We start from the raw sequence: 19565 nt of genomic DNA on the forward strand, positions 1-19565 counted from the left end.
CAAATTCAACAGAAGGGCGGTCCCGCCCGCGTTCGAAGTGGATCAGTCACATGGCATCGCATAAAGACGTGAAGAAAGTCGTCCTCGCCTATTCCGGCGGTCTCGACACCTCGATCATCCTGAAATGGCTTCAGACCGAACTCGGTGCAGAAGTCGTGACCTTCACCGCCGACCTCGGCCAGGGCGAAGAACTCGAGCCGGCGCGCAAGAAGGCCGAAATGCTCGGTATCAAGGAGATCTTCATCGAGGACGTCCGCGAGGAGTTCGTCCGTGACTTCGTTTTCCCGATGTTCCGCGCCAATGCCGTCTACGAAGGCGTCTACCTGCTCGGCACGTCGATTGCCCGCCCGCTGATCTCCAAGCACCTGATCGAAATCGCCAAGAAGACCGGCGCCGACGCCATTGCGCACGGTGCGACCGGCAAGGGCAACGACCAGGTTCGCTTCGAGCTTTCGGCCTACGCGCTGAACCCCGACATCAAGATCATCGCACCGTGGCGCGACTGGTCGTTCAAGAGCCGCACCGATCTGCTCGACTTCGCCGAGAAGCACCAGATCCCCGTTGCCAAGGACAAGAAGGGCGAGGCGCCGTTCTCCGTCGACGCCAACCTGTTGCACTCCTCGTCCGAGGGCAAGGTTCTGGAAGATCCCTCTCAGGAAGCCCCCGAATACGTGCACATGCGCACCATTTCGCCGGAAGCCGCTCCCGACAAGGCAACGGTCATCAAGATCGGCTTCAAGAAGGGCGATGCGGTGTCGATCAACGGTGTCGCCATGTCGCCCGCTACCCTGCTCAAGGCGCTGAACGACTATGGCCGTGACAACGGCATCGGCCGTCTCGACCTCGTCGAGAACCGCTTTGTCGGCATGAAGTCGCGCGGCGTCTACGAGACCCCCGGCGGTACCATCCTGCTGGCCGCCCACCGGGCCATGGAATCGATCACGCTCGACCGTGGCGCCGCTCACCTCAAGGACGAGCTGATGCCGCGCTATGCCGAACTGATCTATTACGGCTTCTGGTTCTCGCCGGAGCGCGAAATGCTGCAGGCGGCAATCGACCGCAGCCAGGAGCATGTCGAAGGCGAAGTGACGCTGAAGCTCTACAAGGGCAATGTCATGGTTACCGGCCGCGAGAGCGAGAAGTCGCTCTACTCCGACAAGCTGGTCACCTTCGAGGACGACCAGGGCGCCTACGACCAGAAGGATGCCGCCGGCTTCATCAAGCTCAACGCGCTGCGCCTGCGCACGCTCGCCAAGCGCGACCGGTAAGTCCGGCATTCAAATGTTTCGATGGATGACGGGGGCTTCGGTCCCCGTTTTTCATTCCGCAGGCTGTTTGCCGTCCTGCAACGGCGCGACAAGGCTGGCTTTGCGCACGGCGCGCAGATAGACGAGATAGCTCGCCAGGCAGATCACGCTCATTCCCGGCACCACGGTCATGAAGGCGAGCAAGGGTACGCCGATGATCGCCGCCGCCAGACCGCAGGCAAAGCCTGTTCCCATCTGCAGGAAGCCCATCACCGCCGACGCCGAACCCGCCGTCTGATGGAATGGCACAAGAGCGGCGGTCGTCATGTGCGGCATGACGAAGGAAATGCCGAAAGCGTAAAGGCCGACGGGCATCATGATGGAGAGATAGGACGGCGGCACGAAACGGGCGGACAGGAACGCCGCCAGCCCGCCGGCGAACACGAACAGCAGACCCGGGATGACCAGCTGTTCGGCGCTCCATTTGCGCAGCAGCAGGCGGAAGAGGACGGAGCCGAAGAAATACATACCCGTCTGCATCAGCATGCCGATGCCGAACTGGAATTCCGTCAGGCCGACATCCTTGACGAGAACGAAGGGCAGGATGGTCGCCAGCGTGTAGAGTGCGCCGACGGCGAAGGAGAGCGTCAGGGCGGCCGAGACGAACTGCGTGTCGGTGAAGATGCGCCGGTATGTCCTCAGCAGGGGGCCCGGCTTCAGCCTCGTGATGTCCGGGACAGTCGTTTCCTGCATCAGGAAGTAGACGACGCCGACGGCCGTCAGGCCGAAGCCGACCATGATATAGAAGATCGCCTGCCAGCCGGAAATTTCCAGGAGAACACCGCCGATGGTCGGCGCCATGGCCGGCCCGATCGCCAGCATGATGTTGATCATGTTCATGATGCGCGACGATTGCGCGCCGGTGAACTGGTCACGCACGATGGCGCGAGATGTCGTCAGGCCGATCGAGGCGCCAATGCCCTGGACGAGGCGGCCCGCCAGCAGCATGCCAACCGTCGGCGCCAGCGCCGACATGACGCTGCCGATGAAATAGATGGACAGGAAAAGGATCGCCGAACGGCGGCGGCCGAGCGCATCGGAGGCAGGTCCGCACAGAAGCTGCGTCAGCGCGAAGCCGGCGAAGTAAAGCGACAGGGTCAGTTTGACGGCGGCAGGCGAGGTGTGAAAGGCATCCACCAGAACCGGCATGGCCGGGGTGTAGAGCGACATGGACATGGGGCCGATGGTGATCAGCAGCGCCCCGATCATGCTGGTCCGGCTTTCGCTCATGCGGCCGGGAACGGACAGACTCATTACGCCTTTTCTTTTTCTTCCTGCGCTGCCGGCTCGTCACCGAAGACCAGCGACTGGTTGTCGCGCATCTTGATCAGCGCCTGGCGAACGAGTTCCCGGGATTCCGCATCCACGCCCTGCTGCAGCTTGTCGACCACATCCTTTGCGAGATACCGGACCTTGCTGACCATCGCCGCTGCATCGTCTGTCGCGTAGATCAGTTTCGCGCGGCGGTCCGTTTCATCGGGGGTGCGGCTGATGAGGTCCAGCTTTTCAAGGCGGTCGAGATAGGCGCACAGCGTCATCGGCTCGATGCCCATCCTTTCCGCAATCGCCGTCTGGCGGAATCCGCCACAGGTGGATGCGTGCAACAGAGCTCGCGCTTCGCCTGGTGTTATCCCCAATCCGGCTTCGTTGATGCGCTTTTCAAACGCCGACCGGATGATGCGGGCGACATCGTTGATCAGGAACCCAACGGAATTGGGATCAGCCTTCATGGGCATTTTGCATTCCTCATTTTGTAAGTCTCACTTATTATTATTTTTTCGTGAGTTTTGCAATGGCTGTTCGCCGGTTGATCGATTGCGGCCGATCGCGGGCGAGACAGAACGCTTTCATAACCTTGCCACACTTCTCGGCCGCTGTGCCGTTTAATTTCCGCCGCTGCTTCAAATTGTGACGCCGAATTCCGCTTTTCGCGTGGCTGTCCCCGATTGTTTCCGCTGCGGGCTTCCCATATGCATGAGGCAACCATATCTGAAACGGCATAGATCCTATCGCCAGATCTCAAATTCCGGAGGGAATTTCACATGCAGGCAGAACCCGTCGTCAGCCCCGAATTCATCGACTGGAGCGGCCTGAACGGGCTCCCCCGCTTCGAGGCAATCGACGACAAGGGCTTCGAGGCCGCTTTCGACGCGGCGCTTGCCCTGCATGATGCCGAGATCAATGCGATTGCCGACAATCCGGAGCCGGCGAGCTTTGCCAACACCGTCGACGCCCTGGAGATTGCCGGAGACGAACTGTCACGGGTGTCGTCGCTGTTCTGGAACCGGGCCGGCGCGAACACCAATCCGGTGGTCCAGGAACTGGAGCGCAAGATCGCGCCCAAGCTTTCCCGGCATTACTCGAAGATCGGTATGAACGCCGCGCTGTTTGCCCGCATCGATACGCTCTGGAATACGAAGGATACGCTCGGCCTGACGCTGGAGCAGACCCGGGTGCTGGAGCGCCACTGGAAGGGCTTCGTCAAGTCCGGCGCGAAACTGCCGAAGGAAAGGCAGGAGGAACTGGCCGGCATCAATGAAACGCTGGCGGGTCTCGGCGCCAGCTTCGGCCAGAACGTGCTCGCCGACGAGAAGGGTTGGGTACTGTTCCTCGGCAGCGAAGACGAGCTTGCCGGTATTCCGGACTTCCTGAAGGATGCCATGGCGTCCGCCGCCGCCGAACACGGGGAAGACGGCAAGTTCGCCGTCACCCTGTCGCGGTCGATCATCGAGCCGTTCCTGACCTTTTCCGAGCGCCGCGACCTGCGCGAGCAGGCGTTCAAGGCGTGGATCGCCCGCGGCGCGAACGGCGGGGCTACGGACAATATCGGCATCATCCGCGACACGCTCGCCCTGCGGTCCAAGAAGGCCGAGCTGCTCGGCTACGGCAATTATGCGGAACTGAAGCTCGACAACACGATGGCCAAGACGCCGGAGGCTGTGTTCGGCCTGCTCAGGCAGGTTTGGGCGAAGGCCGTGGCTCGCGCCAAGGACGAAGAGGCCGATATCGCCGCGCTGATCGCCGACGAGGGCAAGAACCACGACGTCATGCCCTGGGACTGGCGCCATTACGCCGAGAAGATCCGGGCGCAGAAGTTCAATTTCTCCGAAGCCGAACTGAAGCCCTATCTGCAGCTCGAAAAGATCATCGAGGCCTGCTTCGATGTCGCTGGCCGGCTGTTTGGCATCAAGGCCGTCGAGATCAAGGGTGTGACCGCCTATCATCCGGACGTCCGTGTCTTCGAGATCCGCGATGCGGCAAGCGGCGCGCTGAAGGCGATGTTCCTCGGCGATTATTTCGCCCGCTCCTCGAAGCGTTCCGGCGCCTGGATGAGTTCGTTCCAGTCGCAGCACCGGCTGACGCTGAAGAACCGTGCGCATGGCGAACTGCCGATCATCTACAATGTCTGCAACTTCGCCAAGCCCGCCGCCGGCAAGCCGGCGCTGCTGTCGCTCGACGATGCCCGCACGCTGTTCCACGAGTTCGGCCACGCGCTGCACGGAATGCTGTCGGACGTGACCTATCCGTCCGTGTCCGGCACGGGCGTTTCCCGCGATTTCGTCGAGCTGCCCTCGCAGCTTTACGAGCACTGGCTGACCGTTCCGGAAATCCTGAAGACCTATGCCGTGCACTACCAGACCGGTGAACCGATGCCGCAGGCGCTTCTCGACAAGGTTCTCGCCGCCCGCACCTTCAACGCCGGTTTCGCGACGGTGGAGTTCACCTCGTCGGCGCTGGTCGACATGGCCTTCCACACGGCCGGCAAGGTCGAGGACCCGATGGCCTTCCAGACGGAATACCTGAAGGAAATCGGCCTGCCGCAGTCGATCGTCATGCGGCACGCCTCGCCGCACTTCCAGCACGTCTTCGCCGGCGACGGCTATTCGGCCGGCTACTATTCCTACATGTGGTCGGAAGTGCTGGATGCCGACGCTTTCTCGGCCTTCGAGGAGACCGGCAACGTCTTCGACCCGGCAACGGCCAGGAAGCTCAAGGACAATGTCTATTCGATCGGCGGCGCGGTTGATCCGGAAGACACCTACAAGGCCTTCCGCGGGAAGCTGCCAAGCCCGGACGCGATGTTGAAGAAGAAGGGCCTCGCGGCCTGACGACTTCGGGGAGGGCGTCGACGTGCTTCTCCATACGATCTTCGACGCTCTCGCCTGGCTGACATCCTTTGCCGTTCTCTATGTTCTGCGGCGGACGTGGTTTCCGAAAAATCCGGTGAGCCGGCCCCTGCGGGGCGGATACATTGCAGCGGTCGTTTTCGGGGCCGGTGTGAGTGCGTGGGTCTTCGGATCGCTCAATCTCTGGCTTTCGGGCCAGCCCGGTTTCGGCCGCTCGGTGGAAGGCGCTCTGTTTGGTGCCATCGTCTCGGTGGAGCTCTACAAGCGCGCCTCCGGCATCTTAGAGCGGACCGGGGCGATCTACGCCCTGCCGGTGGCGCTCGGCATTGCCGTCGGGCGGATCGGCTGCCTTATGTCGGGCATGGAGGATTTCACCTACGGCATTCCGACCGGCGCAGATTGGGGCTGGGACTTCGGTGACGGCATTCCGCGCCATCCGGTGGCGCTCTATGAAAGCCTCGCCATGGCGTCGTTCGCGATCGTCTATATCGGCATGATCCTGCGCGGCTCGGCCTACTGGCGGGCAAATGGCTTCTATCTCGCCGTCGGTTTTTACGGCCTCGAGCGTTTCGTTCTGGAATTCTGGAAGCCCTACGGAGCGGTGATTGCAGGGCTCAGTGTCTTTCAGCTATTGTCCCTCCTCATGGTCGGCTATGCGCTGGTCATGCTGCAGGGGAGCCGGAGCGCGGTTCAGCCGGAAGGTGCCGGATGAAGGCGCGGGCGTCGGGTCAAGGGAGAACCTGAATGTTCGATCCGAATGGAGTGCCGGAAGAAAAGCGCGGCAATGCCGGTGTCACGTTGCGTGTCCTGCTCGGTGTGCTCTTCCTGTTGCCGGGCGCCTGTGGCGGGCTGTTTTACGTGGCGGCGCTGTTCGAATGGATTTCTGGCGGCTTCCGTTTTCGCGGCCCCCATAATTTTACCGGCGTGTTCGTCATCGTGGCGGCGCCTTCCATCCTGCTTTCCACGGTCTTGATCGGCCTCCTGCTGCGCTATGCATCCTGGCGCCGGGCACCGCAGGCCAGTCTTGCGCTTGCGATCATCTCGTCGTTGGTCATTCTGTTTTCTGTGCTGATGCTTTACGACGAGATGGGCATCGACGCTCCGGATGACATCATCATCACCATTCTGGTTACAGCCGGCGCGATCGGCGTCTCGGTTGTTCCGCCGTTCCTGCACTGGCGGGGAACGCGATGATTGCGCGCATCTTGCTGGTCGTCGGTGGCTGCATCCTGCTTCTTCCCGGGCTTTGCAGTCTCGCATTCAGCAACATGATCTTCATCGGTAACAGCATCGACATGGGCGTCCTGCCGATCTGGGGCGTCGGCATCCTGATCGGCCTCGGTGGCGTGAAGATGATCTATGATGGTTTGAGTAAGTGACTATCCGCCTGTGTCCTCCGTCTGGTAATGTCGGGGACTTGCGGCTCTTTCATCAGGTGGGGAAACAGATGACTGTGCGCCTTCTCGCTATTCTCGGTGGTCTTTGCCTGCTGCTGCCGGGTATCTGCGCGACGCCCAATTTCCATTTTGAACCGTTTTCCGCTGTGTTGCTTGCGATCGTAGGCCTCATGACCTTCAATGTGCAGTCAGTCCTGCCGGTCCGGCGCTGATCTGCGATCCTTTTGCCTCTGTTGCCATCGGAAGGCTGCATGAACCATCACGCCCATTCGCCGCGCAAATCCAAGCCGTATCTCTTCTATGGCGAAACGCGATCCATGTGCGGCACCTGTATGAAGCTGGTGCCGGCGAAGATCCTGATCGAGGGAGATGACGTCTTCTACGAGAAGCGCTGTCGCGAACACGGGGTCCAGAAGGTGCGGATCTCCTCCGATGCGGATTACTACCGGGCCGAGCTTTCCTTCCTGAAGCCCGGCGACCGGCCGCTGGAGGTGCAGACCCGCACCGACTACGGCTGTCCCTATGACTGCGGGCTCTGTCCCGATCACGAGCAGCATTCCTGTCTGGCGATCATCGAGGTCAACGAGGCCTGCAACCTGACCTGCCCTGTCTGTTTCGCCGGTTCTTCGCAGGCGCTGACCGGCCACAAGCCGCTCGAGACCATCGGGCGGATGATGGATGCTCTGGTTCGGAGTGAAGGCGAGCCGGACCTGTTGCAGCTCTCCGGCGGCGAGCCGACCATTCATCCCGACATCCTCACCATCATCGACATGGCGAAGGCGCGGCCGATCCGGCACCTGATGATCAACACCAACGGCCTCAGGATCGCTACCGATCCTGCCTTCGCCGATGCGCTTGCCGAGCGGAAGAAGGGGCTGGAAATCTATCTGCAGTTCGACTCGCTCGAGCCGGACGCGATCCGTAATCTGCGCGGCGCCGATCTCTCAAAGGTGCGCCGCAAGGCGCTGGAGGCACTGGAGGCGAGGGGCATTTCGACGACCCTTGTGGCGACGGTCAAGAAGGGCGTCAACGACCACGAGATGGCGGCGATCATCGATCATGCGCTCGGCTTTTCCTGCGTGCGCGGTGTCACCTTCCAGCCGGTGCAGGATGCCGGGCGCAACGAGGACTACGATCTCAAGAAGAACCGCGTGCTGCTCTCCGACATTCGCCGGCGGATCATCGAGGACAGCGGTATCTTCGGCGAGGCCGACATGATCCCGCTGCCGTGCAATCCGACGGCGATCTCGATCGGCTATGGTCTCAGGAACGGTAAAACTGTCATTCCGGTGACCTCGATGATCCCGAAGGACGAGCTGGTCGAGGCGGTGCCGAACGCGGTTAATTTCGAGCGCTATCCGTCGTTGAAGCAGAAGATCTTCGACCTGTTCTCGCTGTCCACCATCGAGCCGAATGTCGCCGGTCGCCTCGGCGATCTCCTCTGTTGCCTGCCGCAGGTGCCGGTGCCGGAGGGATTGTCCTACGAGAACATCTTCCGCGTGGTAATCGTCAATTTCATGGACCGGCACGATTTCGACGTCGGCAACGTCAAGCGGTCCTGCATCCACTTCGTCACCGAAAACGGTCAGCTTATTCCGTTCGAGACATATAACCTTCTCTACCGGGACGGATCGGTCGCGCGCTTTCGCGATTGACCTGCAGAATTCAGGGTTCCCGGATGCAGGGTGCCGGGGCTAGAGTGCGCGCGCAACGTGCCCCGCATCCGATTCTCCAGGTCCCGTCATGTCTCCCATCATTCGTGCCGACCGCGCGGCAAAGATCTTCCGCCAGCGCATCCGCCAGCCGGGCCTGGCCGGGTCGCTGCGCTACTATCTTGCGCCGGAGACGAAGGAAGTCAGGGCGGTCGAGGACATTTCGTTCGAGATCGGCATGGGCGAGGCGGTCGGCTATCTCGGCCCCAACGGCGCCGGCAAGTCGACCATGATCAAGATGCTGACCGGCATCCTGGTGCCGACGGCCGGCGAGGTGCGGGTGCTCGGTCGCACGCCGCACGAGGAGCGGATTGCCAATGCCCGGGAGATCGGCGTCGTTTTCGGCCAGCGCAGCCAGCTGTGGTGGGACCTGCCGCTTGCCGACAGTTTCGACCTCCACCGGCGCATCTACAGGGTTGATGAGGCAAATTATGAGCGGACGCGTGACGAACTGGTCGCGATGCTGCAGATCACGCCCTATATCGACCGTCCCGTTCGCCAGCTGAGCCTCGGCCAGCGCATGCGCGCCGAGATCGCCATGGCGCTCATGCATTCGCCGAAGATCCTGTTTCTCGACGAGCCGACGATCGGTCTCGATGTGGTCGCCAAGGATGTCGTGCGCAAGTTCCTGGCGCAGATCAACCGCGAGCGCGGCACGACGATCATCCTGACGACGCATGATCTGAAAGACATCGAGGAGATCTGCCCGCGGCTGATCATGGTCGATGAAGGTCGGCTGCTGTTCGACGGGCCGCTTGCCCGCCTGAACGAGACCTTCGGCGCACGGCGGAAGCTGACGCTGGAATTTGCCGACGATCCGGGCCCGGTTGCCGTGGCGGGCGCCGAGCTTGTCGAAGGGGAGGGCGTTCGCCGGGTCTTCACGCTCAACCATGACCGCCGGTCGCTGGTCGAGATCATCGCCTCGCTGGGGGATGGCCGGGCACTTGTCGACGTGCGACTGGAGGAGCCGGATATAGAGGATGTGATCCGCACCTATTACCAATCGCGAATGGCGGGGTAGGCCGATGTTCTTCGCCTATGCTCTATCGGCGTTTCGCACACAGGCAAGCTTCCGCTCGCAGACCTTCATGCGCATCATCGGCGGTGCTGTGGTGGTGTTCTCCCGCGTGTCGATCTGGACCTCCGTCTACGGCCACCAGCAGTCGATGGACGGGATCGGGCTCCTCCAGATGGTCACCTATGCGATCATCGGCACGACGCTGCTGTCCGCCTGGGATGCAAGCCAGATGGTGCGCGAAATCGGCGCCGACATCCGCAGCGGCGATGTCGTCAGCCAGTTGATGCGGCCTTACAGCTATCCGGTCTCGCTGTTTGCCCGGCAATTCGGCGTGCGCGGTTTCGACATGCTGGCCGTCGGTGTGCCGGTTCTCGCCGGCGCGAGCCTGCTCTATGGCTTCCAGCCGCCGGCGAGCCTTGTCCATGCGCTGCTGTTCGTGCCCTTCGTTTTCCTGTCGCTGGTCATCCTGTTCGGGCTTGCGACCTTCGTCGGGCTTCTGGTGTTCTGGGTGATGGATGTGCTGGCGCTCGACTGGTTCCTGCGCGGCATGCTCGCCTTCTTCTCCGGCGGGCTGGTGCCGCTCTGGTTCTTTCCCGATTGGGCGCAAGGCGTGGCACAGCATCTGCCGTTCGCCTGGGTGACCTTCTATCCGATGGCGGTCTATCTCGGGCAGATGGATGCCGCGACCGCCTTCCTCTATCTGGCGTTCGGTGCTGGATGGGCGGTTTTTCTGGCCGGGCTTATCGCCTTTACCTGGCGCCGCGCCTGCCTGCGCCTGGTCATCCAGGGAGGCTGACGATGATCGCGAGCCTCTCCCTCTACTGGTATCTGATCCGGCTGCAATTGCGCACGCGGCTCGAATATCGCGCCAATCTCGTCATCGCCTGGTTCGCCCAGGCCTTCGGCTATGCCAGCGTCTATGGTTCGATCTGGGTGATTGCCAACCGGTTCGAGATGATCGGCGGCTGGACATGGCCGGAGCTTGCGTTTCTCCTCGGCTTCCACGTGCTGGGCTATTCGCTCGGCGCGATGTTCACCTTCGTGCAGCTGCGCAACATGGAAGAGCGGGTGCGCAACGGCACCTTCGACGTCCTTCTCGTCCAGCCGATCAACCCTTGGGCGTTTCTCGCCTTTTCGGGTTTCAACATCGAATATGGCGGCCATGTCACGCTCGGCATCGGCCTGATCGCCTGGGCCGCGCCGAATGCCGGCATCGACTGGTCGGTCATCGCCGGCCTGCAGCTTGTCCTCAGCCTGATCAGCGCGGCGCTGCTTTCCGGCGCGATCCTGACCATGGTCGCCGCCGTGGCGTTGATCCTGACGCGCTCGCGCTATCTTTTCGGCCTCTATTTCGACTTCTGGGAAATGGCACGCTATCCGCTGACGATCTTCGCCTGGCCGGTGCAGGTCCTGATGCTGACCATCGTGCCGCTCGGCTTCATGGCCTATGTGCCGGTCGCGTCCCTTCTCGGAAAGCCGGTGCCTTTCCTGGGGGATTATGGCGGGCTGGCCAGTCTGCTCGCCGGCCCCGCCGCCGTGCTGGTGGCAGCATGGTTCTGGCGCTTCTGCCTCAGGCGGTACCAGGGCGCCGGCGGCTGAGCGTCGTCTTTACCGTCATCAAACATCCATCAAACTGTCGTGGATCCTTGATCTGACTGACACATGGCCGTGGTCCTTTTCCGGCGCGGGAGTTCGTCCCGTTTCCCATCAAAGGAGAGGTTTGATGTCAAAGGCCCTGATGGCGCTGTCGCGCCGTAGTTTCCTTCGCTCGTCCGCTGCCACCGGACTGGTTGCCGCTTCCGGTCTGGCGCTGCCCGCTTACCTGCGCGCCGCCGATCGTCCCGTCTTCACCCATGGCGTACAGTCCGGTGATGTCGACATGTCGTCCGGCATGGTCTGGAGCCGCGTCGATCGTCCGTCGCGCATCATGATGGAATACGCGACCACCGAGAGCTTCTCGGATGCCGTTCGCCTGGCTCCGCTCAACGCCCTTCCGGAAAGCGATTACGCCGTCAAGCGCCTGATCGAGGGCCTGCCGTCCGATCAGGACATCTTCTACCGCTTTGTCGCCGCCGACCTGCAGGACATCAACACCGTTTCCGAGCCGGTCGTCGGGCGCTTCCGCACCGCGCCGTCGTCGAAGCGCTCCGTCCGTTTCGCCTGGTCGGGCGATACCGCCGGCCAGGGCTGGGGCATCGACGAGACCGGCATGAAGACCTATGCCACGATCGCCAAGCATCAGCCGGACTTCTTCGTTCATTCCGGCGACACGATCTATGCCGATGGCAGCATGCGGGACGAGGTCGACCTTCCGGACGGCACCAAGTGGATCAACAAGGTGCTGATCGACGAGAAGCGCAATGTCGCCCAGACGCTGGACGAGTATCGCGGCCAGTGGAAGTACAACATGATGGACGAGCATGTGCGCGCGCTGAACGCTGTCTGTCCGACTTTCTTCCAGTGGGACGACCATGAGGTGCTGAACAACTGGTCCGACTCGAAGGACCTGTCGCATGACGATCGCTACAAGGAAAAGTCGATCCATGTGCTGTCGGCCCGCGCGGCCCGCGCCTTCCACGAGATGACGCCGATCCGCTACATCCCGGCCGAGCCCGGCCGTGTCTACCGCAAGATCGCCTACGGTCCGCTGGTCGATGTCTTCTTCCTCGACATGCGCTCCTATCGCGGCCCGAACCATGACGGCTTCGAGACCGAGATGACGCCGGAATCGCGCATTCTCGGCGCCGAACAGGTTGCCTGGCTGAAGCGCGAGCTGGCCGGCTCCAAGGCCACCTGGAAGGTGATCGCCGCCGACATGCCGCTCAGCCTCATCGTCTGGGACAACTATTCGGAGCGCAAGGGCGACGAAGCCGTCGCCAACGCCGACAACGGCTTGCCGAAGGGCCGCGAACTGGAAATCGCCGATCTGCTGCGTTTCATGAAGACGGCCGGCATTTCCAACACCATCTGGGTGACCGCCGACGTGCATTATACGGCCGCGCATTATTACGACCCCAGCAAGGCGCAATTCCAGGATTTCGAACCCTTCTGGGAATTCGTCTCGGGTCCCATGCATGCCGGTACCTATGGTCCGAACGAACTCGACATGACCTTCGGTCCGGAAGTGAAGTTCGTGAAGGCGCCGCCGGAAGGCCAGTCCAACCTGCCGCCGTCGGCCGGCTTCCAGTTCTTCGGTCTCGTTGATGTCGACGGGCAGACGGAACAGCTCACAGTCCGCCTGATGGACCGTGACGACAACGAACTCTGGAAGATCACGCTCGATCCGGTTCGCAACGCCTGACAAGGTCAAAACGGCATTCAGCCGGGACGATAAGGCCGGAGCCATTGCGGTTGCCGGCCTTATCCCCCTTTCGCAATCGCGAAAAACAATGTATGAGCGCGCCAAATGTAACTGGCGCGTCCTCCCAATGCCCGTATCGCGCCTCAGCCATCAAGAGATTTGAACAATGCAGATTCGCAACATTGCGATTATCGCCCACGTTGACCATGGGAAGACCACGCTCGTTGACGAGCTTCTGAAGCAGTCGGGCTCGTTCCGCGAAAACCAGCGTGTCGCAGAACGCGTGATGGACTCCAACGATCTGGAAAAAGAGCGCGGCATCACCATTCTCGCCAAGGCGACGTCGGTCGAGTGGAAGGGCGTGCGCGTCAACATCGTCGACACCCCCGGCCACGCCGACTTCGGCGGCGAAGTCGAACGTATTCTCTCGATGGTGGACGGCGCGATCGTTCTGGTCGACTCCTCCGAAGGCCCGATGCCGCAGACCAAGTTCGTGGTCGGCAAGGCTCTCAAGGTTGGTCTGAAGCCGATAGTCGCGATCAACAAGATCGACCGTCCGGACGGCCGCCACGAGGAAGTCATCAACGAAGTCTTCGACCTCTTCGCCAACCTCGACGCCACCGACGAGCAGCTCGACTTCCCGATCCTCTACGGTTCCGGCCGTGACGGCTGGATGAACTACAATCCGGAAGGTCCGAAGGAAGAAGGCCTCGCGCCGCTTCTCGACCTCGTTCTGAAGCACGTTCCGGAGCCGAGCGTCGGCGACGAAGACGGCGCTTTCCGCATGATCGGCACGATCCTGGAAGCCAACCCCTTCCTCGGCCGCATCATCACCGGCCGTATCCATTCCGGCTCGATCAAGCCGAACCAGGCCGTCAAGGTCCTCGGACAGGACGGCAAGACGATCGAAACCGGCCGTATCTCGAAGATCCTCGCGTTCCGCGGCATCGAGCGCACCGCGATCGAAGAAGCCCATGCGGGCGACATCGTCGCCATCGCCGGCCTCTCCAAGGGTACCGTCGCCGACACCTTCTGCGATCCGTCCGTCAGCGAGCCGCTGGCAGCCCAGCCGATCGACCCGCCGACGGTCACCATGTCCTTCCTCGTCAACGACTCGCCGTTGGCCGGCACCGAAGGCGACAAGGTGACGAGCCGCGTCATCCGCGACCGTCTCTTGAAGGAAGCCGAAGGTAACGTCGCGCTGAAGATAGAGGAAGCTGAAGGCAAGGATTCGTTCTTCGTGTCCGGCCGTGGCGAATTGCAGCTCGCCGTGCTGATCGAAACCATGCGCCGCGAAGGCTTCGAGCTTGCCGTGTCGCGTCCGCGCGTCGTCATGCACAAGGATGAGAACGGCCAGCTTCTCGAGCCGATCGAGGAAGTCGTCATCGACGTCGATGAAGAGCATTCCGGCGTCGTCGTCCAGAAGATGTCCGAGCGTAAGGCCGAAATGGCCGAACTTCGTCCGTCGGGCGGCAACCGCGTCCGTCTGGTGTTCTTCGCGCCGACCCGCGGCCTGATCGGTTACCAGTCGGAGCTTCTGACCGACACGCGCGGCACCGCGATCATGAACCGCCTGTTCCACGACTACCAGCCCTTCAAGGGCCAGATCGCCGGCCGCGTCAACGGCGTGCTGCTGTCGAACGGCTCGGGCGAGGCAGTCGCCTATGCCATGTTCAACCTGGAAGACCGCGGTCCGATGATCATCGAGCCGGGCGAGAAGGTCTATGCCGGCATGATCATCGGCATCCACTCGCGCGACAACGATCTGGAAGTCAACGTGCTCAAGGGCAAGCAGCTGACCAACATCCGCGCCGCCGGCAAGGACGAAGCGGTCAAGCTGACCCCGCCGATCCGCATGACGCTCGACCGTGCTCTTTCCTGGATCCAGGACGACGAGCTGATGGAAGTGACGCCGAAGTCGATCCGTCTTCGCAAGCTCTACCTCGACTCGAACGACCGCAAGCGCTTCGAAAAGACGCGCAACCAGGGCGCCGCCTGACAAATCGGTTGATAGAAGACAACAAATCCTCGGCAGGTCTTGCCGGGGATTTTGTGTTTCTGGCATCAGGCTAATCCTGTGTGTTCGTCACGGTGGACCTTGCCGGTGACGTTAAAAAAGCGTTAACGTCCGAATACGCCCATGACGGCGGGTCGGAACAAGTCACCAACCCCGGGCGCGTGTATTTTGTTTGAAGCCGGGGCGACGTTATGAAGACGTTATCGATTGATGTCAGACATGCGGATCCGCAGGACGCGCGGGCGATCTCCGAAGCCCACCGGGCGGCCTGGCGACATACCTACTCAGGCATCATTCCGCACAAGCCGCTGACGAACATGATCGAACGCCGGGGTGAAACCTGGTGGCGAAAGGCGACACGCGGTCCGGCGACGCTTCTGGTCGCAGACGTGGCGGGCATGATCGCCGGTTATGCGACGCTCGGCCTCAATCGCGCCCGTGGCCTGCCGCAGGAAGGCGAGATCTACGAACTCTATCTCCGTCCCGAATATCAGGGCATCGGCCTCGGTACGCTGCTGTTCGGCGAATCGCGGCGGCTTCTGAAGTCGCTCGGCTGCGAGGGCATGGTCGTCTGGTGCCTGGAAGACAGCGAGCAGGGCGAACGCTTTCTGCGCTCCAAGGGCGGTCTCGACCTCGTCGAGGGCACCGAGGATTTCGGCGACAGGAAGCTGAAGAAGCTCGGCTTCATCTGGAACTGACGTTCATTCAATCTTGAGACGCTCGGGCAGGTGCCGCATCGGCTCGCTTGCCTTGTCGCCACGGTCTCCATGCCAGGCAGGTTCCTGATAGCCGCAGGCAAAGTCGCGGGTCTCGTCGTCGGCCACCTTGCGGGCGATCTCATTGGCATCCTTGTTGGCTAGCGCATCGACATAGCCGACGGCACAGGATACGCCGTCCGCCGGATCGTTGGCGACATGCGATATGACAAGAACTTGTCCCGCCGTCTTCGGTGTGGTCGCGCCGGTTTCGTCCACATTGTCGATGAACCAGCGGTGGATGGCCGCGAACGGCTCGCCGGCGCCGTCCAGCCGCCACTCGATCTTCGTGGCGACGTGGTTGAAGGCGCCGAAGCTTTCGAAGGCTTCGGCCAGCATGTCTTCGGCGGCAGGGCCGTAGAGCATGGACTGGCGCAGATCACCTTCCTTGAAATAGACCGGATAGTCCTTGTAACCCTCGCATTTCAGCACGCCACCGTCGGGGTCCTCGGAGATCGTCTCGCATTGTTTGACGTCGAAGTTTGTGTAGGCGCTCGAATTGGCGAAGGCGGTGCCGGCGCCCGCAGCGAGGATCGCCACCGTCATCCGCAATGTAGCTGTCCTGATCATATCTTCCTCCCTGCCGCTGGTGTCTGCATCATTCCCGAACTGTCTGTCAAATTGAAGCATTCGCGCATCGAAAGGTGCCGATGTCTTGCCGCCATGCGCTTCGCGTGTTGCGTTGCGGCATGTTTGCCATTATCGAGACGGCAACAGTTTCGAACCCAGCTCATTGGAGACGTGAATGCGCATTGATGCGATTGCCATCGGCAAGAACCCGCCGGAAGATGTCAACGTGATCGTCGAGGTCCCGGTCGGCGGCCATCCGATCAAGTACGAAATGGACAAGGAAGCCGGCACGCTCGTCGTCGACCGCTTCCTCTATACGCCGATGACCTATCCGGGCAATTACGGCTTCGTGCCGCACACGCTCTGCGAAGACGGCGACCCGCTCGACGTCCTGATCTGCAACACGCGTCCGCTGGTGCCGGGCTGCGTCATCAACGTTCGCCCGATCGGCGTGATGATGATGGAAGACGACGGCGGCAAGGACGAGAAGATCCTCGCCGTGCCGGTCAGCAAGCTGACCCGTCGCTATGAGAACGTCCACAACTACACCGACCTGCCGGAAATCACCCTTCAGCAGATCGAGCACTTCTTCTCGCACTACAAGGATCTCGAGCCGGGCAAGTGGGTCAAGATCGGCGACTGGCAGGGCGTCGATGTCGCCAAGCAGCTGATCCTCGAATCGATCGAGCGCGCCAAGAACGCCAAGTAGGCGTCAGGCGTCAGCCGTCCTCGAAGGCGGCAATCTTGCGCTTCAAATCCTCCGGGTCGCCGTCGATCCGGAGGATTTTTTTACGCGCGGTTTCGCCGCCCTGAAGGGCGATGGATGATTTCGGGATGGACAGTGCCTTGGCGAGAAGGGCGATCAGGGCCTTGTTGGCCTTGCCCTTTTCCGGAACCGAGGTGACGCGGGCCTTGAGATAGGTCTCGCCGGCCGCATCCGTCTCGACGCCTTCAATGCTGTCGCGGCCGGCATTGGGCGTCAGCCGCACGGAAAGCGTCACGTGGTCTTCGAAAAGCCGGAGCGCTCCGGACACCGCGATCCTCCGGCCGTCAGAGAACGGCGTTGGCGATCGTGGTGTTGAGCAGGACCTGGATGAAGTAAAGGATGATCAGCACGACGATCGGCGACAGGTCGAGCCCGCCCATGTTCGGTAGTATGCGGCGGATCGGCCGGTACATCGGCTCGGTGATTTGGTAGAGCGAGCGGCCGATCATGTTGACGAACTCGTTGCGCGAATTGATCACGTTGAACGCGTAGAGCCAGGAGAAGATGGCCGATGCGATGATGATGAACCACAGAATGTTGATAATGAAGTTCAACGTGGCAATGACGGCGATCATGTCTGTCTCCAGTTTCCTGATTGTGATCGACATGTAGACATTGACGGCCAAACACTCAAGGGATTCCGGGCCGGTCGAAGGGAAACATGCTTAACATGCGTACCGTGCGGTTGCAGGGCAGGCTTGACGTCGCCTCCGAAAGGCATATTAGCCACATGATCGTATGGCTCCCTTATCGGCGCGGGAAGGAGCCAACCCCATGCCCGCCCGGCCGGCGCCATCGGAAAGCCTCATGCATTCACAGACCCAGTCCGGACGTTTCGCGGCTTTCCGCCACTCCTCCTACCTCCGCTTCTTCCTGTCGCGCTTCCTGCTGACCTTCGCGGTGCAGATCACCAGCGTCTCGGTCGGCTGGCAGATGTATGACGAGACCGGCAGCGCTCTCTATCTCGGCCTGATCGGGCTGGTGCAGTTCCTGCCGTCGCCGGTGCTCATGCTGGTGACCGGAACCGTCGCCGACCGCTATAACCGCAGGGCGATCATGGCGGCCTGCATCGGCGTGCTGGGCGCTTGTACGGCGGCTATCCTGGCGTTGACGCTGGCCGGCCTCTTTCCACCTTTTGTCATCTTCGCGATCCTGCTGGTTCTCGGCATTGCCCGAGCCTTCATGGGGCCTGCCGTCCAGTCGCTGGCGCCCAACCTCGTGCCGAAGGAAGATCTCGGCAACGCTGTCGCCTGGAATTCTTCCGCCTGGCAGACCGCGACGATCGTCGGTCCGGTGACCGGCGGTCTGCTCTATGGTCTCGGCGCCTCCGTGCCCTATTCGGTCGCGGTCCTGCTCTTCATGGCCGCCGCCGTTCTGGCGCTCCTCATTCCCAAGCCCGCCTCGCGGGGGCCGGCGAAGGCTGTCGGGCTGGAAACGGTGCTGGCCGGGTTCCGGTTCATCCTGTCGGAAAAGGTCGTTCTCGGCGCGATCTCGCTGGACCTGTTTGCCGTGTTGCTTGGCGGCGCGGTGGCGCTAATGCCCATCTATGCGCGCGACATCCTCGTTCTCGGGCCGCTTGGTCTCGGCCTGCTCAGGGCCGCGCCTGCTTTCGGCGCCATCGGCATGGCGCTGTTTCTCGCCAGCGTGCCGATCACGAAGCATGCGGGTGTGTTCCTGTTCCTCGGCGTCGCCGTCTTCGGCGCGGCAACGATCGTCTTCGGGATCTCGCAGACCGCCTGGATATCCATCGTGGCGCTCCTGTTCATGGGCGCGGGCGACATGATCTCCGTCTATGTGCGCGAAACGCTCATCCTGTTGTGGACGCCCGACGAGGTGCGTGGCCGGGTGAGTGCGGTCAACATGGTGTTTGTGGGGGCTTCCAACGAACTCGGGGAATTCCGCGCCGGCACCATGGCTTCGGTGTTCGGCGCCGTTGCCGCCGTTGTCATCGGTGGCGCCGGAACGCTGGCGGTTGCCGGGCTCTGGTCCCTCTGGTTCCCCAAGCTCCGGAGCATCGATACGCTGGAAGCGCCCAAGCACGTCGATTGATGAACTTCTCAGCGTCGACGCGTATCGAGGAAGATCAACCTTCGGACGAGCCTTCAGGTGTCGGTGTGTCGGCCAGCGTGCGCGCCTGCGCCTGCTGGCGCATGATGATGCGATCACGGCCGGAAATGCCCAGCAGTTCGGCGATCCGCCAGATGGCGTTGTCTTCGAGCTCGCTGCGTTCGCCGTCCGCATAAGCGATATCCCAGAGGATGCCGATCAGCTCGATGCGCTGCTCCTCGTCGAGGGCCCACTTGATCGACGAGGTGAAGCGATAATAGTCGACCGCCTCGCTTTCGACGTTGCGGGCGGCTTTCACCAGATCGTCTATCCGGCCGTCGTCGAGATCGAAATGCGACTTGAGAACCGAGCGCAGCTTGGCCTTCTCGGAAGCCTCGACCCTGCCATCCGCCTCCATGACCTGGAGGCAGAGGGCGACGATGGCAATCTTCGGATCGTCCGGGGAGAATTCGGACGACGGGCGGGCAATGTTGAGACTTTGGAAGAAAGTCTGAATTCTTTCCAGCATGGGGCTATCCAGTTTGGCCT

Annotated in this window: 21 protein-coding genes; 15 read left to right on the forward strand and 6 right to left on the reverse strand. The window is 61.9% G+C overall.

Going from position 1 to position 19565, the window contains the following annotated elements; genetic code table 11:
- The first annotated feature begins 50 nt into the window (after nt 1-50).
- Complete coding sequence (locus ACU5AZ_RS14065) at nt 51-1268, forward strand: argininosuccinate synthase (RefSeq protein ID WP_446822973.1); 1218 nt, start codon at nt 51-53, stop codon at nt 1266-1268.
- A 51-nt stretch (nt 1269-1319) separates the two neighbouring features.
- Here the strand turns inward: ACU5AZ_RS14065 and ACU5AZ_RS14070 are convergent, their stop codons facing one another.
- Together ACU5AZ_RS14070 and ACU5AZ_RS14075 are read right to left on the reverse strand one after the other, a co-directional pair.
- Nucleotides 1320-2561 (reverse strand): multidrug effflux MFS transporter, encoded by a 1242-nt coding sequence (locus ACU5AZ_RS14070; protein WP_446822974.1) that lies wholly within the window; start codon nt 2559-2561, stop codon nt 1320-1322.
- A complete protein-coding gene (locus ACU5AZ_RS14075; protein WP_446822975.1) occupies nt 2561-3043 on the reverse strand; it encodes a MarR family winged helix-turn-helix transcriptional regulator in 483 nt (160 codons plus the stop codon). The genes ACU5AZ_RS14070 and ACU5AZ_RS14075 overlap by 1 nt, the downstream gene beginning before the upstream one ends.
- Before the next feature lie 306 nt (nt 3044-3349).
- On the opposite strand from ACU5AZ_RS14075, the gene ACU5AZ_RS14080 reads away from it, so the two are divergent.
- The 12 genes from ACU5AZ_RS14080 (at nt 3350) to ACU5AZ_RS14135 (ending at nt 15577) form a co-directional block, all read left to right on the forward strand.
- Nucleotides 3350-5416: a M3 family metallopeptidase gene (locus tag ACU5AZ_RS14080; protein ID WP_446822976.1), complete on the forward strand. Its 2067-nt coding sequence runs from the start codon at nt 3350-3352 to the stop codon at nt 5414-5416.
- 22 nt (nt 5417-5438) lie between these two features.
- Nucleotides 5439-6146 (forward strand): prolipoprotein diacylglyceryl transferase family protein, encoded by a 708-nt coding sequence (locus tag ACU5AZ_RS14085; protein ID WP_446822977.1) that lies wholly within the window; start codon nt 5439-5441, stop codon nt 6144-6146.
- A gap of 32 nt (nt 6147-6178) precedes the next feature.
- On the forward strand, nt 6179-6628 hold the full coding sequence (locus tag ACU5AZ_RS14090; RefSeq protein WP_446822978.1) for a hypothetical protein: 450 nt from the start codon (nt 6179-6181) through the stop codon (nt 6626-6628).
- The gene (locus ACU5AZ_RS14095; protein ID WP_446822979.1) at nt 6625-6813 is read left to right on the forward strand and encodes a hypothetical protein; all 189 of its coding nucleotides are present in this window, start codon (nt 6625-6627) and stop codon (nt 6811-6813) included. The genes ACU5AZ_RS14090 and ACU5AZ_RS14095 overlap by 4 nt, the downstream gene beginning before the upstream one ends.
- Nucleotides 6814-6881: 68 nt before the next feature.
- A complete protein-coding gene (locus tag ACU5AZ_RS14100; RefSeq protein WP_446822980.1) occupies nt 6882-7043 on the forward strand; it encodes a hypothetical protein in 162 nt (53 codons plus the stop codon).
- A gap of 39 nt (nt 7044-7082) precedes the next feature.
- Nucleotides 7083-8486, forward strand: a complete 1404-nt coding sequence (locus ACU5AZ_RS14105) for a radical SAM protein (RefSeq protein WP_446822981.1) — start codon at nt 7083-7085, stop codon at nt 8484-8486.
- A gap of 88 nt (nt 8487-8574) precedes the next feature.
- Nucleotides 8575-9564, forward strand: coding sequence for an ABC transporter ATP-binding protein (locus ACU5AZ_RS14110; protein WP_446822982.1), 990 nt, complete (start codon nt 8575-8577; stop codon nt 9562-9564).
- Nucleotides 9565-9568: 4 nt separating this feature from the next.
- Entirely contained in the window at nt 9569-10357 is a 789-nt protein-coding gene (locus tag ACU5AZ_RS14115; RefSeq protein ID WP_446822983.1) for an ABC transporter permease, read from the forward strand.
- 2 nt (nt 10358-10359) lie between these two features.
- Complete coding sequence (locus tag ACU5AZ_RS14120; protein WP_446822984.1) at nt 10360-11160, forward strand: ABC transporter permease; 801 nt, start codon at nt 10360-10362, stop codon at nt 11158-11160.
- A 124-nt stretch (nt 11161-11284) separates the two neighbouring features.
- Complete coding sequence (locus ACU5AZ_RS14125) at nt 11285-12862, forward strand: alkaline phosphatase D family protein (RefSeq protein WP_446822985.1); 1578 nt, start codon at nt 11285-11287, stop codon at nt 12860-12862.
- A gap of 166 nt (nt 12863-13028) precedes the next feature.
- Nucleotides 13029-14861, forward strand: a complete 1833-nt coding sequence (typA, locus tag ACU5AZ_RS14130; RefSeq protein WP_446822986.1) for a translational GTPase TypA — start codon at nt 13029-13031, stop codon at nt 14859-14861.
- A gap of 209 nt (nt 14862-15070) precedes the next feature.
- Entirely contained in the window at nt 15071-15577 is a 507-nt protein-coding gene (locus tag ACU5AZ_RS14135) for an N-acetyltransferase family protein (protein WP_446822987.1), read from the forward strand.
- Between the two features lie 3 nt (nt 15578-15580).
- Here the strand turns inward: ACU5AZ_RS14135 and ACU5AZ_RS14140 are convergent, their stop codons facing one another.
- The gene (locus tag ACU5AZ_RS14140; protein WP_446822988.1) at nt 15581-16204 is read right to left on the reverse strand and encodes a hypothetical protein; all 624 of its coding nucleotides are present in this window, start codon (nt 16202-16204) and stop codon (nt 15581-15583) included.
- 175 nt (nt 16205-16379) lie between these two features.
- On the opposite strand from ACU5AZ_RS14140, the gene ppa reads away from it, so the two are divergent.
- Nucleotides 16380-16913 (forward strand): inorganic diphosphatase, encoded by a 534-nt coding sequence (ppa, locus tag ACU5AZ_RS14145; RefSeq protein ID WP_446822989.1) that lies wholly within the window; start codon nt 16380-16382, stop codon nt 16911-16913.
- A gap of 10 nt (nt 16914-16923) precedes the next feature.
- Here ppa and ACU5AZ_RS14150 read toward each other — a convergent pair whose 3' ends face one another.
- Nucleotides 16924-17238: a DUF167 family protein gene (locus tag ACU5AZ_RS14150; RefSeq protein WP_446822990.1), complete on the reverse strand. Its 315-nt coding sequence runs from the start codon at nt 17236-17238 to the stop codon at nt 16924-16926.
- 16 nt (nt 17239-17254) lie between these two features.
- Nucleotides 17255-17545, reverse strand: a complete 291-nt coding sequence (locus tag ACU5AZ_RS14155) for a YggT family protein (RefSeq protein WP_446822991.1) — start codon at nt 17543-17545, stop codon at nt 17255-17257.
- A 232-nt stretch (nt 17546-17777) separates the two neighbouring features.
- Between ACU5AZ_RS14155 and ACU5AZ_RS14160 the strand changes: the two genes are divergently transcribed.
- A complete protein-coding gene (locus tag ACU5AZ_RS14160; RefSeq protein WP_446822992.1) occupies nt 17778-19019 on the forward strand; it encodes an MFS transporter in 1242 nt (413 codons plus the stop codon).
- A gap of 34 nt (nt 19020-19053) precedes the next feature.
- Here ACU5AZ_RS14160 and ACU5AZ_RS14165 read toward each other — a convergent pair whose 3' ends face one another.
- The gene (locus tag ACU5AZ_RS14165) at nt 19054-19545 is read right to left on the reverse strand and encodes a tellurite resistance TerB family protein (protein WP_446822993.1); all 492 of its coding nucleotides are present in this window, start codon (nt 19543-19545) and stop codon (nt 19054-19056) included.
- Between the last annotated feature and the right edge of the window lie 20 nt (nt 19546-19565).

The sequence above is a fragment of the Rhizobium sp. PAMB 3182 genome (assembly GCF_052908355.1).

What these genes read in the sequence shown, in the direction of transcription:
- ACU5AZ_RS14065 (WP_446822973.1), top strand. Translation starts at nt 51, where the DNA reads ATGGCATCGCATAAAGACGTGAAGAAAGTCGTCCTCGCCTATTCCGGC.
- ACU5AZ_RS14070 (WP_446822974.1), bottom strand. Translation starts at nt 2,561, where the DNA reads ATGAGTCTGTCCGTTCCCGGCCGCATGAGCGAAAGCCGGACCAGCATG.
- ACU5AZ_RS14075 (WP_446822975.1), bottom strand. Translation starts at nt 3,043, where the DNA reads ATGCCCATGAAGGCTGATCCCAATTCCGTTGGGTTCCTGATCAACGAT.
- ACU5AZ_RS14080 (WP_446822976.1), top strand. Translation starts at nt 3,350, where the DNA reads ATGCAGGCAGAACCCGTCGTCAGCCCCGAATTCATCGACTGGAGCGGC.
- ACU5AZ_RS14090 (WP_446822978.1), top strand. Translation starts at nt 6,179, where the DNA reads ATGTTCGATCCGAATGGAGTGCCGGAAGAAAAGCGCGGCAATGCCGGT.
- ACU5AZ_RS14095 (WP_446822979.1), top strand. Translation starts at nt 6,625, where the DNA reads ATGATTGCGCGCATCTTGCTGGTCGTCGGTGGCTGCATCCTGCTTCTT.
- ACU5AZ_RS14100 (WP_446822980.1), top strand. Translation starts at nt 6,882, where the DNA reads ATGACTGTGCGCCTTCTCGCTATTCTCGGTGGTCTTTGCCTGCTGCTG.
- ACU5AZ_RS14105 (WP_446822981.1), top strand. Translation starts at nt 7,083, where the DNA reads ATGAACCATCACGCCCATTCGCCGCGCAAATCCAAGCCGTATCTCTTC.
- ACU5AZ_RS14110 (WP_446822982.1), top strand. Translation starts at nt 8,575, where the DNA reads ATGTCTCCCATCATTCGTGCCGACCGCGCGGCAAAGATCTTCCGCCAG.
- ACU5AZ_RS14115 (WP_446822983.1), top strand. Translation starts at nt 9,569, where the DNA reads ATGTTCTTCGCCTATGCTCTATCGGCGTTTCGCACACAGGCAAGCTTC.
- ACU5AZ_RS14120 (WP_446822984.1), top strand. Translation starts at nt 10,360, where the DNA reads ATGATCGCGAGCCTCTCCCTCTACTGGTATCTGATCCGGCTGCAATTG.
- ACU5AZ_RS14125 (WP_446822985.1), top strand. Translation starts at nt 11,285, where the DNA reads ATGTCAAAGGCCCTGATGGCGCTGTCGCGCCGTAGTTTCCTTCGCTCG.
- typA (WP_446822986.1), top strand. Translation starts at nt 13,029, where the DNA reads ATGCAGATTCGCAACATTGCGATTATCGCCCACGTTGACCATGGGAAG.
- ACU5AZ_RS14135 (WP_446822987.1), top strand. Translation starts at nt 15,071, where the DNA reads ATGAAGACGTTATCGATTGATGTCAGACATGCGGATCCGCAGGACGCG.
- ACU5AZ_RS14140 (WP_446822988.1), bottom strand. Translation starts at nt 16,204, where the DNA reads ATGATCAGGACAGCTACATTGCGGATGACGGTGGCGATCCTCGCTGCG.
- ppa (WP_446822989.1), top strand. Translation starts at nt 16,380, where the DNA reads ATGCGCATTGATGCGATTGCCATCGGCAAGAACCCGCCGGAAGATGTC.
- ACU5AZ_RS14155 (WP_446822991.1), bottom strand. Translation starts at nt 17,545, where the DNA reads ATGATCGCCGTCATTGCCACGTTGAACTTCATTATCAACATTCTGTGG.
- ACU5AZ_RS14160 (WP_446822992.1), top strand. Translation starts at nt 17,778, where the DNA reads ATGCATTCACAGACCCAGTCCGGACGTTTCGCGGCTTTCCGCCACTCC.
- ACU5AZ_RS14165 (WP_446822993.1), bottom strand. Translation starts at nt 19,545, where the DNA reads ATGCTGGAAAGAATTCAGACTTTCTTCCAAAGTCTCAACATTGCCCGC.